We start from the raw sequence: 14,031 nt of genomic DNA, 5'->3' as shown, positions 1-14,031 counted from the left end.
CTCGAAAAAAGGGCACGTAGCGGAGTCCCCGCGAGACACATACGGCATCCATCCCGTTCGTCTCGAAAGGCCTCCTTCGTCATGCCCACCGTCTCCGCGCACGTCGCGCACACCCTCGCCCGCCACATCGACACCGTCTTCGGCGTCATGGGCAACGGCAACGCCTACTTCCTCGACGCGCTCGGGCGCGACACCGGCTCGGGCTTCGTCGCCGTGCGGCACGAAGCGGCCGGAGTGGTCGCCGCCGACGCGCACTATCGCGCCTGCGGACGCCTCGCCGCCGCCACCGCGACCTACGGCGCGGGCTTCACCAACACCCTCACCGCGCTGGCGGAGGCCGTGCAGGCGCGCACGCCGCTCGTGCTGATCGTGGGCGACGAGCCGACCTCGGGCCCCCGGCCGTGGGGCGTCGATCAGATCGCCCTCGCCGCGGCGGTCGGCGCGCGGACCTACACGGTCGGCCACCGCGACGCGGCGGCGACGATCGTCATCGCGATCGAGCACGCCCTCACCTATCGCCTTCCCGTGGTCATCGGCATCCCGTACGACGTCGCGACCCGTGAGGCCGGACCGATCCCGGATGCCACGGCCCCCGGCGCCGAGCCCCAGGTGACGCCCGAGCACCCCCCTCTCGGCGCCTACGCCGACGCGGTCATCGACCAGATCGCCGACGCCTTGGCCACCGCGGAGCGGCCGCTGCTGCTCGGCGGACGCGGTGCGTGGCTCGCCGGGGCGGGCGCCGCCCTCGACGACATCGCCGCTCTGACCGGCGCCCTCACCACCACCAGCGCCCTGGGCCGCGGTCTGTTCTCCGACCCCGCGCGCGACCTCGGCGTGGCGGGCGGCTTCGGCGCGCCCGGCGCGATGGAGCTCGTGCGTCGGGCCGATGTCGCCGTCGTCTTCGGCGCGGGACTGAACCAGTTCACGATGCGATTCGGCGAGCTCTTCGCCCCCGGCACGCGCGTCTTCCAGGTCGACCTCGCGCCGACCGCGACGCACCCGCACATCGGCGGGTACGTGCGAGGGGATGCCGCCGACGTCGCCGCCGAGATCGGGCGCCGTCTGCGCGATCGCGGGGCGACCCCGTCGTCGTGGGGACGCGGTCTCGACCTCGTCGCGGCAAGGCGCCAGCCCGAGGGACACGGCCACGGCCCCGACGGACGCCTCGATCCGCGCACCGCGGCCGCGCGCATCGCAGAGCTGCTGCCCGAGGACCGGGTGGTCGTCTCCGACGGCGGGCACTTCCTCGGCTGGTCGAACATGTACTGGCCGGTGGCCTCGCCCGACCGCATGATCATGGTCGGAACGGCCTACCAGTCGATCGGCCTCGGTTTCCCGAGCGTCCCGGGGGCCGCGGTCGCCCGCCCCGACTCGACCATCGTGCTGACGACGGGCGACGGCGGCGGACTCATGGCCCTCGCCGACCTCGAGACGGCGATCCGGGTCGCCGGGGGCCGTGGCATCGCCGTGGTCTGGAACGACGCGCAGTACGGCGCCGAGGTGCTCAACTACGGCGTGAAGGGTCTGCACCCCGACCCCATGCTCATCCCCCAGGTCGACTTCGCCGCCGTCGCGCGCGGATTCGGCGCCGAGGGCGTGGTGGTCGAGTCCGTCGACGACCTCGAGGGCCTGGCATCCTGGGTCGCCCGCGGGGTCGAGGACCGGCGGTTCCTCATGCTCGACCTGCGCGTCAGCGCGGCCGTGGTGGCGCCGTTCTGGGAAGAGATCGCCGCCCGCTGAGCGCGCGGGGATGCGCAGACGAACGACCCCGCTGCACCGGAGCGCGACGGGGCCGTTCGACCCGCGACTCAGACCTTCGACAGTCCCCGCACCGGGCTGACCGCCTGCTCGGCCTCGTGGTCGGGACCGAGCGGGATGCCGCTGCGGTCGCGCAGCAGCAGAGTGGCGATCGCGCCGAGCACGACCATGCCCGCGAGGTACCAGGTGACCGAGGTCGTCGACCCGGTCGCCTTGACCAGTGCCTCGGCGATCGTCGGGGCGAACGCGCCGCCCAGGATCGCGCCGAGCGCGTACGAGATCGACACCCCCGAGAAGCGGATGGATGCCGGGAACAGCTCGGCGTACAGCGCGGCCTGGGGTCCGTAGGTGAGACCGAGGCCCACCGTCAGTACGACGAGGCCGAGGGTGAGCAGGGCGATGTTCGCGGTGTTCACGAGCGGGAACAGCAGGAACACGCCCACCAGCAGCGCCGCCCAGCCGACGAGGTAGGTGGTGCGCCGGCCGATGACGTCGCCGATCCACCCGCCGATCCACGTGAAGACGAGCCACGACACCGCCGAGATCGTCACGGCGCCGAGCACGTCGGCGGTCGCCAGGCCCACCGGGCCGTCGGGGTTGGTCGCGTAGCGCTGGATGTACCCGCCGGTGGTCATGTACCCCACCGCGTTGTTGCCGGCGAACACGAACGCGGCGATGATCACGAGCAGAGCGTGCGTACGGAACAGCTGCACGATCGGCATCCGCGTCTTCTCCTTGCGCTCGGCGAGCTCGACGAACACCGGGCTCTCCTCGACCTTCCGCCGCACGTAGAAGCCGATGAGGATCAGCACGAACGACAGCAGGAACGGCACGCGCCAGCCCCACGCGAGGAACGCGTCACCGGGGGCGACCACGGCCATGAGACCGAGCATGCCGCTCGCGAGCAGCAGGCCGAGGGGGACACCGAGCTGCGGCGAGGCCCCGAAGAGGCTGCGCTTGGTCTTGGGGGCGTGCTCGACGGCCATGAGCACCGCACCACCCCACTCGCCGCCCGCCGAGATGCCCTGCAGCACGCGCAGCAGGATCAGCAGCACGGGAGCAGCGACCCCGATCACCTCGTAGGTCGGCAGCACGCCGATCAGGGTCGTCGAGGCGCCCATGAGGATCAGCGTGATCATCAGCACGACGCGGCGGCCGTACTTGTCGCCGAGGTGCCCGGCCAGGAACGCACCGAGGGGCCGGAACAGGAAGCTCAGACCCACCGTCAGGAACGACAGGATCTGCGCGATACCGGGGCCGGCGGGGGCGAAGAACAGCTGGCCGAAGACGAGACCCGCGGCCGAGGCGTAGAGGAAGAAGTCGTACCACTCGACGGTGGTGCCGACCACCGTGGCGAAGACCACGCGGCGGCGATCGGCGGAGGTCGAGATGGTGCCGGTCGGCGTGAAACCCGGCGGCTGGGAACGGGACATGGGGGCTCCTTCGAGACGTCATCGTCGTGGCCCCGGACGTCGTCGTCGGTGACGAAGCACGTGTTGCTGGGGCGTTCGTCATCGTATACGATTTCAAATACGACGCAAGGGAGCTTCATGAACGACACCACCGACCCCCGGTTCACCGTCCTCGGCGGGCGCCCGGGCAAGATCGTGGCCGTCCATCTCTCGTACGGCTCGCGCGCCGATCAGCGCGGACGCCGCCCGGCGTCCCCGTCGTACTTCTTCAAGCCGTCGAGCTCGCTCGCCCCCTCGGGCGCCGAGATCGTGCGCCCCGCCGGCACCGAACTCCTGGCGTTCGAGGGAGAGATCGCGCTCGTCATCGGCGAGCCCGCCCGATGGGTGGCCCCGGATGCCGCGTGGTCGCACGTGGCATCCGTCACCGCCGCGAACGACTTCGGCCTCTACGACCTTCGCGCGAACGACAAGGGCTCGAACGTGCGCTCCAAGGGCGGCGACGGCTACACGCCCCTCGGCCCCGCGCTCATCGACGCCCGCGAGGTCGATCCGACCGCGCTGCGCCTGCGCACGTGGGTCGACGGCGCGCTCGTGCAGGACGACACCACGGCTGGGCTCATCTTCTCGCTCGCCCAGATCGTCGCCGACCTCTCGCAGCACTTCACCCTCGAGACCGGAGACGTCATCCTCACGGGCACGCCCGCGGGCTCCTCGGTCGTCATGCCCGGCCAGGTCGTCGAGGTGCAGGTGGATGCCGGAGACCACTCGACCGGACGCCTGCGCACCACGGTGGTCGAGGGCGGGCGATCCTTCGACGCCGCGGTCGGCTCGCTCCCCGCGGTCGACGACACCCAGCGCACCGAGGCGTGGGGCTCGGCCGAGGCGGCGGCCGCCGGGGCCCTCGCCGCAGCACGCGATCACGCGGAAACAGCGCCGCGCGCCGCCGAACAGCCTGTTCCCGCCGACGCCTCCCCCCTCTCCCCCACCCTGCGCGACAAGCTCTCGCGCGTCCCGGTCGCCGCCCTCAGCGGACAGCTGCGCAAGCGCGGCCTGAACGACGTCACGATCGACGGCGTGCACGCCCTCACCCCGGGCAGCCGCTTCGTCGGCACCGCCCGCACGCTCCGCTTCCTCCCCCACCGCGAAGACCTCTTCGCGGCGCGCGGCGGCGGTCAGAACGCCCAGAAGCGCGCGTTCGACGCGGTGGAGGAGGGCGAGGTCCTGGTCATCGAGGCCCGCGGCGAGCGCGGCTCGGGCACGCTCGGCGACATCCTCGCGATCCGCGCCCACGCGCGGGGCGCCGCGGCGATCGTCACCGACGGCGGAGTGCGCGATGCCGAGGCCGTGGCCGCGGTCGGCATCCCGGTGTTCACGGCCGGTCCGCACCCGGCGGTCCTGGGTCGGCGGCACGTGCCGTGGGAGACCGACGTGGCCGTCGGCTGCGGCGGCACGACCGTCGAGCCCGGCGACATCCTCGTCGGCGACGGCGACGGCGTGATCGTCATCCCGCCCGCGATGGCCGAGGAGGTGGTCGACGCCGCCCTCGCCCAAGAGGAGGAAGACGCGTGGATCGCCCGGCAGGTGGCATCCGGTCACCCCGTCGAGGGACTGTTCCCGATGAACGCGGAGTGGCGCGCCCGCTTCGAGAACGAGAGGCAGAACTGATGGATGCCGCCACCCCCGCGACGCCGATCGGCTCGCGCGCCGCGCAGCCCACGTCAGCCCCCGCGAGCGCGCAGAGCAAGTCGCAGCAGGCGTATCGCTGGATCAAAGACCGCATCGCCTCGCAGGAGTTCACCCCCGGCTACCGCCTGGTGCTCGGCACCATCGCCGGCGAGCTCGACATGAGCGTCGTGCCCGTGCGCGAGGCGATCCGCCAGCTCGAGGCCGAGGGCCTGGTGATGTTCGAGCGCAACGTCGGCGCGCGCGTCTCGATGGTCGACGACACCGCCTACCGCTTCAGCATGCAGGCGCTGAGCCTGCTCGAAGGCGCCGCGACCGCTCTGTCGGCGCGGGCGCTCACCGTCGACGACGTGCGCCGCGCCCGTCAGGTGAACGAGCTGATGGTCGAGACGCTCGAGCACTTCGACCCGCGCGCCTTCACGGCGCTCAACCAGGAGTTCCACGCGATCCTCTTCGAGAGATGCGCCAACCCGCGCATGCTCGAACTCGTCCGAGCCGAGTGGGCGCGCCTCGGACACCTGCGCGACTCGACGTTCAGCTTCGTCCCCGGCCGCGCCGCCGAGTCGGTGCGCGAGCACGAGAACATCCTCGTGCTCATCGAGACGGGCGCCCCGCTCGCCGAGATCGAGAAGGTCTCGCGACGCCACCGCTCCGCCACCCTCGACGCCTACATGATCCACGAGCACCCCGACGAGGTGCTCGGCCTGCCCGCTTTCTGACCCCGGATGCCGCCCACCCCCGCGACGTCGCCGTCACGGAGCCGAGGTCCCGGCATCCACCCCTCTTCACCGAAGGAGCACTCATGACCACTCCGCTGACCACCGCCCGCCGGATCCCGGCCGATCTGCCCGAGCGCATCCGGCACTACATCGGCGGACGCTTCGTCGACTCGGTCGACGGCGACACGTTCGACGTGCTCGACCCCGTGACCAACGAGACCTACGTCACGGCCGCGGCCGGCAAGAAGGCCGACGTCGACCTGGCCGTCGCCGCGGCGCGGACGGCGTTCACCGAGGGGCCGTGGCCGCGCATGCTCCCCCGCGAACGCTCGCGCGTGCTGCACCGCATCGCCGACATCGTCGAGTCGCGCGACGAGCGCTTGGCCGAGCTCGAGTCCTTCGACTCGGGGCTGCCGATCACCCAGGCGCTCGGCCAGGCCCGCCGCGCCGCGGAGAACTTCCGCTTCTTCGCCGACCTGATCGTCGCCCAGACCGACGACGCGTTCAAGGTGCCCGGACGCCAGCTCAACTACGTCAACCGCAAGCCGATCGGCGTCGCGGGCCTCATCACGCCGTGGAACACGCCCTTCATGCTCGAGTCGTGGAAGCTGGGGCCGGCCCTGGCGACCGGCAACACCGTGGTGCTCAAGCCCGCCGAGTTCACTCCGCTGTCGGCGTCGCTGTGGGCCGGGATCTTCGAGGAGGCGGGCCTTCCCGAGGGCGTGTTCAACCTCGTCAACGGTCTCGGCGAAGACGCCGGCGACGCGCTCGTGAAGCACCCCGACGTGCCGCTCATCTCCTTCACCGGCGAGAGCAGCACCGGGCAGCTCATCTTCGCGAATGCCGCGCCCTTCTTGAAGGGCCTCTCCATGGAGCTCGGCGGCAAGAGCCCCGCGATCGTGTTCGCGGATGCCGACCTGGATGCCGCGATCGACGCGACGATCTTCGGAGTGTTCTCGCTCAACGGCGAGCGTTGCACCGCGGGCAGCCGCATCCTGGTCGAGCGTTCGGTGTACGACGCGTTCGTCGAGCGCTACGCCGCGCAGGCCGATCGCGTGAAGGTCGGCTACCCCGACGACCCGGCGACCGAGGTCGGTGCCCTCGTGCACCCCGAGCACTACGCCAAGGTCATGTCGTATGTCGAGCTCGGCAAGACCGAGGGGCGCCTGGTCGCCGGCGGCGGCCGACCCGACGAGTTCCCCGAGGGCAACTTCGTGCGCCCCACCGTCTTCGCCGACGTCGCCCCCGACACCCGCATCTTCCAGGAGGAGATCTTCGGCCCGGTCGTGGCGATCACCCCCTTCGACACGGATGCCGAGGCGCTCACCCTCGCGAACGACACCCGGTACGGCCTCGCCGCCTACGTCTGGACCAACGACCTGAAGCGCGCGCACCTCTTCGCGCAGAACGTCGAGGCCGGCATGGTGTGGCTGAACTCCAACAACGTCCGCGACCTGCGCACCCCGTTCGGCGGGGTGAAGGCCTCGGGGCTCGGCCACGAGGGCGGCTACCGCTCGATCGACTTCTACACCGACCAGCAGGCCGTGCACATCACGCTCGGCGGCGCCCACAATCCCACCTTCGGCAAGGCGCCGGCGCACTGACGCCGGCGGGCGCGGCTGAGCCCGTCCCGTGGCGGCCGAGCCCGGCCCGCGGCGGCCGAGCCCGGCCCGCGGTGGCCGAGCCCGGCCCGCGGTGGCTGAGCCTGGCCCGCGGTGGCTGAGCCTGTCGAAGCCCCCCCACCCCCGACCCGCACGACGCCCGGTCCCTTCGACAGGCTCAGGGACCTCCGCCCCACGGTGGCTAAGCCCGTCGAAGCCACCCCGACCCGCAGACGAAGAATCACGCAAGGACGCGAACCATGGCAAAGCACACCGAAGAGCAGAAGACCTCCTCCGGATTCTGGGTGACCCAGGAGGCCCCCATCGTCTCCGACGACCCCATCCCCACCCCCTCCTCCCCCGCGCCCGACATCCTGCGCTGCGCGTACATGGAGCTCGTGGTCACCGACCTCGCGGCATCCCGGGTCTTCTACGTCGACGTGCTGGGCCTGCACGTCACCGAGGAGGACGACGAGGCGATCTACCTCCGCTCGACCGAGGAGTTCATCCACCACAACCTGGTGCTGCGCCGAGGCGATGTCGCCGCCGTCGCCGCGTTCTCGTACCGCGTGCGCTCGGCCGACGACCTCGACAAGGCCGTCGCGTTCTACACCGAGCTCGGCTGCGACGTGCGCCGAGAGCCGAACGGCTTCACCAAGGGCATCGGCGACTCCGTGCGCGTGGTCGACCCGCTCGGCTTCCCGTACGAGTTCTTCTTCGACACCGAGCACCAGGAGCGTCTGTCGTGGCGCTACGACCTGCACTCCCCCGGTGAGCTCGTGCGTCTCGACCACTTCAACCAGATCACCCCCGACGTGCCCCGCGCGGTGAACTTCATGCAGTCGCTGGGCTTCCGCGTCACCGAGGACATCCAGGACGAAGAGGGCACGGTCTACGCCGCCTGGATGCGCCGCAAGCCCACCGTGCACGACACCGCCATGACCGGCGGTGACGGCCCGCGCATGCATCACGTGTGCTTCGCCACGCACGAGAAGCACAACATCCTCGCGATCTGCGACAAGCTCGGCGCCCTCCGCCGATCGGATGCCATCGAGCGCGGCCCCGGCCGCCACGGCGTCTCGAACGCGTTCTACCTGTATCTGCGCGACCCCGACGGCCACCGCGTCGAGATCTACACGCAGGACTACTACACCGGCGACCCCGACAACCCCGTCATCACCTGGGACGTCCACGACAACCAGCGCCGCGACTGGTGGGGCAACCCCGTCGTGCCCTCCTGGTACACCGACGGCTCCCTCGTGCTCGACCTCGACGGCAACCCCCAGCCCGTTCGCGCCCGCGAGGACTCCAGCGAGATGGCCGTGACCATCGGCGCCGACGGCTTCAGCTACACCCGCGCCCCCGAGCCCGCGGCATCCGCCCCCGCCGAGTTCAAGCTCGGCAACCAGCTCTGACCCCCCCCTCCGACCGGACGATGTCCCACTTATGGCTGGTTGAGCCCCTCTCAACCGACCACGATCGGGACACGCACCGCCATAAGTGGGACGGTCGTCATGTGGAGAGGAACACATGCTCACCGAACAGCAGATCGACGCCATCGCCGCCGAACTCGCCGAGGCCGACCGGGCGCACGCGGTCATCCCGCGCATCACCGCGCGGTATCCGGATGCCACGGTCGACGACTCGTACCGCGTCCAGGGCCGTTGGCGCGATACGCAGCTCGCCGCCGGTCGCACCCTGGTGGGGCGCAAGATCGGCCTGACCTCCAAGGCGATGCAGCAGGCCACCGGCATCACCGAGCCCGACTACGGCGTCATGTTCGACGACACCGTGTACCGCTCGGGAGATGAGATCCCCGTCGCGCTGTTCTCCAACGTGCGCATCGAGGTCGAGCTGGCCTTCGTGCTGAAGACCCCGCTCGAGGGACCCGACTGCACGCTGGATGACGCCCTCGCCGCGATCGACTACGCCGTCCCCGCCCTCGAGGTGCTCAACTCGCACATCGAGCTCGAGGGGCGCACGATCGTCGACACCATCAGCGACAACGCCGCCTACGGCGCGATGGTGCTCGGCGACGTGCACAAGCGGCCCGACGAGATTGACCTGCGGTGGGTGCCCGGCGTGCTGAGCCGTAACGGCGAGATCGAGGAGACCGGCGTCGCCGCGGGCGTTCTCGGCCACCCCGCGACGGGCGTCGCGTGGCTGGCGAACAAGTTCCACCAGCACGGCGCGCGGCTGGAGGCGGGCGAGATCATCCTGGCAGGATCGTTCACACGCCCGATGTGGGTGGCGCAGGGCGACGACGTGCTGTGCGACTACGGACCGATGGGAACGATCTCGTGCCGCTTCGTCTGAGCCCCACCTTCCGGGCCGCCCTCGCGGCATCCGGTCGTCCTCTGGCCGGCATGTGGGTGTGCTCGGGCAGCGCGACGGTGACCGAGATCGCGGCGGGCTCGGGCCTGGACTGGCTGCTCATCGACATGGAGCATTCCGCGCTCTCGATCGAGACGGTCCTGGTGCAGCTGCAGGTGGCCGCCGCCTACCCCGTGACCCCGGTCGTGCGCGTGCCGTGGAACGACCCCGTGCTCATCAAGCAGGTGCTCGACGCGGGTGCGCAGAATCTCATCGTGCCGATGGTCTCCTCCGCCGCTGAAGCCCGCGCCGCCGTCGCCGCCACGCGCTACCCGCCCGTCGGTGTCCGCGGGGTCGGCAGCGCCCTCGCCCGCAGTGCCCGCTGGAACCGCGTCGACGGCTACCTCGCCGACGCGTCCGAGCATGTGTCGCTGACCGTGCAGATCGAGACGACCGCCGGCGTTGCGGACGCCGCCGAGATCGCGGCCGTCGAGGGGGTGGATGCCGTCTTCGTCGGCCCCAGCGACCTGTCGGCCTCGATGGGGCTCCTCGGACAGCAGTCGCACCCCGACGTGGTCGCCGCCGTGCACGCCGTCTTCGCCGCCTGCCGGGATGCCGGGACCCCGGTCGGCGTGAACGCCTTCGACCCCGCGGTGGCCGAGGCGTATCTCGACGCCGGGGCGGACTTCGTGGCGGTCGGCGCCGACGTCGCGCTGCTGGCTCGCGCCTCCGAGGCACTCGCCGCGCGCTTCGTCACCGCGCGCGGGGAGCAGCGCGACAGTTACTGACGCAGCCCCGGCAACGCGACCGCGTACCGAACTCCGGTGGTCCAGACGCCGATCGCGCGCTTTTGCCGCCCGGGCCCGGTGCGGCGCCCCATTCTCCGGAGTTCGGCACGCGCCACTCACGCGGCGGGCGACCATCCGGGAAACGCCGACGGGCCGGACGATCTCTCGCCCGGCCCGTCGTCGTGTCGAGGTCAGTCCTCGTCGTCGTCTTCCTCGTCGTCGTCATCGCCGATGATCTCGATGTCCTCGACCTCGAGCTCGGGCGTGAGCTGCACGTGCACCAGGGCGTCGGGGAACGAGGTCTGTCCGGCGAAAACCACGATGATCGCGTCGGCGAACACGCCCACGCCGATGGCCTCGAGGTCGGTGCGCAGGTCGACGTCGGCGTCGAGCTCTCCGTCGTCGAGGGCGTCTTCGATGTCGCTCGCGACCTCTTCGACGATCGCACGCCAACGCTCCTCGCCGACCGAGAGGATGTCCTTCAGGCCGGTCATGATCGCGTCGAGGTCGGGCTCGTCTTCCTCATCGATCTCGGGGTCGAGGTCGACCTCGACCTCGACGCCGGCGGCATCGAGGTGGCCCGCACCGATGACGCTGTCTTCGTCGATCTGGGCGTCGTCGAGAAGGCCGCTCTCGGTGACGCGGCGGAGGAGGTCGTTCAGCACGGACTCAGTCATGTACAAACTCTGACACGTCCGGAGGGCTCTCGCCTCCCCCATTGCGGGCGACGCTCCGTGTGTTCAGCCGGCGGCAGGTCGTGGTTCACCGATCGACGGTGGCGCGGGGGCGGATCGCGCACGGCCTCGGTCCGGCGTGCGCCGTATCCGAGTGGGGTGCGATCCGAGGCATCACCGCACGGGCGGGCGCCCCGCGTTCGTTCCCGCGGCGGGACCGCCGGGTCGGCGGCCGTGTCAGGCCGACGCGCGCTCCGCCGCCTCCACCACGTTCGTCATCAGCAGCGCCACGGTCATCGGGCCCACGCCCCCCGGGTTGGGCGAGAGGAAACCGGCGACCTCGGCCACGTCGGGGTGCACGTCGCCGTACACGCGCGACTTCCCCGTCTCGGGGTCGGTCTCGCGCGTGACGCCGACGTCGAGGACGGCGGCGCCGGGCTTGACGTCTTCCGCGCGGACGATGTGCTTGACGCCCGCGGCCGCGACGATCACGTCGGCCTGGCGCAGGTGCGTCGCGAGGTCGGCCGTACCGGTGTGGGTCAGCGTGACGGTCGCGTTGATCTCGCGACGGGTCAGCAAGAGGCCGATGGAGCGGCCGATCGTGACGCCCCGGCCCACGACCACGACCTCCTTGCCTGTGAGGTCGTAGTCGTTGCGGAGCAGCAGCTCGATCACGCCGCGCGGCGTGCAGGGCAGCGGGGTGTGGATGGGCGCGTTGACGTTGAGCACGAGGCGGCCGAGGTTGGTGGGGTGCAGGCCGTCGGCATCCTTCGCCGGATCGATGCGCTCGAGGATCGCGTCCGTGTCGATGTGCTTCGGCAGCGGCAGCTGCACGATGTAGCCGTGACACGCGGGGTCGGCGTTGAGGCCGTCGATGACCGCCTCGACCTCCTCCTGCGTCGCTTCGGCGGGCAGCTCGACCTGGATCGAGTTCATGCCGATCGCCTCGGACTGCTTGTGCTTCATGCCGACGTAGAGCTGCGAGGCGGGATCGGCTCCCACGAGCACCGTCGCGATGCCCGGGACGATGCCGCGCTCGCGCAGAGCGGCCACGCGCTCGGTGAGCTCGGCCTTGATCGCCGCCGATGCGGCCTTACCGTCGAGAATCGTCGCCGTCATGGCATCCCTCGTTCTGTGTCTGTCGTTGGTGTCGTGTCCGTGCCGCCGCCGCGCTGTATCGCAGCCGCGCTGTGCCGCCGCCGCGCTGTGCCGCTGCCGCGCTGTGCCGCCGCCGGCCCCGCGATAAACGCCGATCCTGTCGAGACACGCGGCGTCGCACCGTGTCTCGGCAGAATGAGCGTTTATCGCGGCTCTCTGCCACGCACATGCCGGGCCGCGGACCCGCGCGGCGGAAGCCGGGAACCGGATGCCGGGGCGGATGCCGCGACCCCGGCGCCGCGCGACGCCGGATGCTGGATGCCGGGACGGGACCGCCGTGGAGCGACCCCGCCCCGGCCGGGGCTCACTGCTTCAGGTCGGGGTACAGCGGGAACGCGTCGGCCAGCTTCGCGACGCGGGCGCGCAGGGCCTCGACGTCGGCGCCGGGGATCAGCGCGAGGGCGATGATGTCGGCCACCTCGGTGAACTCGGCGTCGCCGAAGCCGCGGGTCGCGAGCGCCGGGGTGCCGATGCGCAGACCCGAGGTCACCATCGGCGGGCGCGGGTCGTTCGGCACCGCGTTGCGGTTGACCGTGATGTGGATGTCGTGCAGGAGGTCTTCGGCCTGCTTGCCGTCGATCTCGGCCTCGCGCAGGTCGACGAGCACGAGGTGCACGTCGGTACCGCCCGAGCGCACGGCGATGCCGGCGTTCTTGACGTCGTCCTGGGTGAGGCGGTCGGCGAGGATCGAGGCGCCCCGCAGGGTGCGCTCCTGGCGTTCCTTGAACTCCGGGGTCATCGCGAGCTTGAAGGCCGTGGCCTTCGCGGCGATGACGTGCATGAGCGGGCCGCCCTGCTGTCCGGGGAAGACCGCGGTGTTGATCTTCTTGGCCAGGTCGGCGTCGTTGGTGAGGATGAGGCCCGAGCGGGGGCCGCCGATCGTCTTGTGCACGGTGGTCGAGACGACGTGCGCGTGAGGGATGGGCGAGGGGTGCACGCCCGCCGCCACGAGACCGGCGAAGTGCGCCATGTCGACCCAGAGCAGAGCGCCCACCTCGTCGGCGATCGCGCGGAAGGCGGCGAAGTCGAGCTGACGGGGGTACGCCGACCAGCCGGCGATGATGACCTTCGGCTTGTGCTCGACGGCGAGGCGACGCACCTCGTCCATGTCGATGACGCTGGTCTCGGGGTCGACGCCGTAGGCGACGATGTCGTAGAGGCGGCCGGAGAAGTTGATCTTCATGCCGTGGGTGAGGTGGCCGCCCTGGTCGAGGGCGAGGCCGAGCAGCGTGTCGCCGGGGCGGGCGATCGCGTGCAGCACGGCGGCGTTCGCCGAGGCGCCGGAGTGCGGCTGGACGTTGGCGAACCCGGCACCGAAGAGCTCCTTGGCGCGCTCGATCGCCAGCGACTCGGCGACGTCGACCTCTTCGCATCCGCCGTAGTAGCGGCGACCCGGGTAGCCCTCGGCGTACTTGTTGGTGAGCACCGAGCCCTGCGACTGCAGCACCGAGACGGGCACGAAGTTCTCGGAGGCGATCATCTCGAGATAGCCGCGCTGGCGGTCGAGCTCGCGCTCGAGCACCTGGGCGATCTCGGGGTCGACCTCCGAGAGCGGGGCGTTGAAGTACGGATCGGTCATGCGATCTCCTTGACGATGGTTCCGGATGCCGCAGACTCGGCGAGTCCGCGGAGATACCGCATCGACCCAGGCGTGCGGTCGAATACCGTCAAGCGGTCGCTCCCCGGTGGTGTCCCACCTCAACGCCAGTCGCGACGGTGCCACTTTAGCGGGTAAAGGTGGCCGCTTTCCGCGCATTCCGGCATCCACCGTTCCTGCACAGGTTCCGCGCGACGCGGAGGCGGCTGCAGTCGTCGGAGCCGCCGGGGTCCGCGCGGGTGCGGTCCCTTCGACAGGCTCAGGGACCTCCGACAGGCTCAGGGACCTCCGACAGGCTCAGGGACCTCCGACAGGCTCAGGGACCTCC

11 protein-coding genes and 1 riboswitch are annotated in these 14,031 nt (G+C 71.1%); of the genes, 7 read left to right on the top strand and 4 right to left on the bottom strand.

Annotated elements, in window-relative coordinates:
• Nucleotides 1-81 precede the first annotated feature (81 nt).
• Nucleotides 82-1,740: a thiamine pyrophosphate-binding protein gene (locus tag Q0818_RS10545; protein ID WP_298874310.1), complete on the top strand. Its 1,659-nt coding sequence runs from the start codon at nt 82-84 to the stop codon at nt 1,738-1,740.
• 68 nt (nt 1,741-1,808) lie between these two features.
• Here Q0818_RS10545 and Q0818_RS10540 read toward each other — a convergent pair whose 3' ends face one another.
• Nucleotides 1,809-3,191, bottom strand: a complete 1,383-nt coding sequence (locus Q0818_RS10540; RefSeq protein WP_298874307.1) for an MFS transporter — start codon at nt 3,189-3,191, stop codon at nt 1,809-1,811.
• A gap of 117 nt (nt 3,192-3,308) precedes the next feature.
• Between Q0818_RS10540 and Q0818_RS10535 the strand changes: the two genes are divergently transcribed.
• The 6 genes from Q0818_RS10535 (at nt 3,309) to Q0818_RS10510 (ending at nt 10,274) form a co-directional block, all read left to right on the top strand.
• Nucleotides 3,309-4,835, top strand: a complete 1,527-nt coding sequence (locus tag Q0818_RS10535) for a fumarylacetoacetate hydrolase family protein (RefSeq protein ID WP_298874304.1) — start codon at nt 3,309-3,311, stop codon at nt 4,833-4,835.
• Nucleotides 4,835-5,572 (top strand): GntR family transcriptional regulator, encoded by a 738-nt coding sequence (locus tag Q0818_RS10530; protein WP_298874302.1) that lies wholly within the window; start codon nt 4,835-4,837, stop codon nt 5,570-5,572. The genes Q0818_RS10535 and Q0818_RS10530 overlap by 1 nt, the downstream gene beginning before the upstream one ends.
• 83 nt (nt 5,573-5,655) lie before the next feature.
• Nucleotides 5,656-7,176, top strand: coding sequence for a 5-carboxymethyl-2-hydroxymuconate semialdehyde dehydrogenase (gene hpaE, locus Q0818_RS10525; protein ID WP_298874297.1), 1,521 nt, complete (start codon nt 5,656-5,658; stop codon nt 7,174-7,176).
• 257 nt (nt 7,177-7,433) lie between these two features.
• Entirely contained in the window at nt 7,434-8,588 is a 1,155-nt protein-coding gene (gene hpaD / locus Q0818_RS10520; RefSeq protein ID WP_298874293.1) for a 3,4-dihydroxyphenylacetate 2,3-dioxygenase, read from the top strand.
• 115 nt (nt 8,589-8,703) lie between these two features.
• Complete coding sequence (locus tag Q0818_RS10515) at nt 8,704-9,489, top strand: fumarylacetoacetate hydrolase family protein (RefSeq protein ID WP_298874290.1); 786 nt, start codon at nt 8,704-8,706, stop codon at nt 9,487-9,489.
• Entirely contained in the window at nt 9,474-10,274 is an 801-nt protein-coding gene (locus Q0818_RS10510) for an HpcH/HpaI aldolase/citrate lyase family protein (RefSeq protein ID WP_298874288.1), read from the top strand. Before Q0818_RS10515 ends, Q0818_RS10510 begins: the two co-directional genes overlap by 16 nt.
• Nucleotides 10,275-10,465: 191 nt before the next feature.
• On the opposite strand, the gene Q0818_RS10505 is transcribed toward Q0818_RS10510, so the two are convergent.
• The 3 genes from Q0818_RS10505 to glyA all read right to left on the bottom strand — a co-directional run bounded on the left by Q0818_RS10505 (nt 10,466) and on the right by glyA (nt 13,685).
• Complete coding sequence (locus Q0818_RS10505; RefSeq protein ID WP_298874284.1) at nt 10,466-10,951, bottom strand: cytochrome C5; 486 nt, start codon at nt 10,949-10,951, stop codon at nt 10,466-10,468.
• Nucleotides 10,952-11,185: 234 nt separating this feature from the next.
• The gene (locus Q0818_RS10500) at nt 11,186-12,067 is read right to left on the bottom strand and encodes a bifunctional methylenetetrahydrofolate dehydrogenase/methenyltetrahydrofolate cyclohydrolase (RefSeq protein ID WP_298874281.1); all 882 of its coding nucleotides are present in this window, start codon (nt 12,065-12,067) and stop codon (nt 11,186-11,188) included.
• Nucleotides 12,068-12,410: 343 nt separating this feature from the next.
• A complete protein-coding gene (gene glyA, locus Q0818_RS10495) occupies nt 12,411-13,685 on the bottom strand; it encodes a serine hydroxymethyltransferase (protein ID WP_298874278.1) in 1,275 nt (424 codons plus the stop codon).
• Nucleotides 13,686-13,742: 57 nt separating this feature from the next.
• A riboswitch (ZMP/ZTP riboswitch) is annotated at nt 13,743-13,828 on the bottom strand.
• Nucleotides 13,829-14,031 lie beyond the last annotated feature (203 nt).

It is taken from the genome of uncultured Microbacterium sp., from assembly GCF_947489255.1.
Taxonomy (GTDB): domain Bacteria; phylum Actinomycetota; class Actinomycetes; order Actinomycetales; family Microbacteriaceae; genus Microbacterium; species Microbacterium phycohabitans.
The sequence above is the reverse complement of the archived record's forward strand: the minus strand, read 5'-3'. Positions and strand labels throughout refer to the sequence as shown.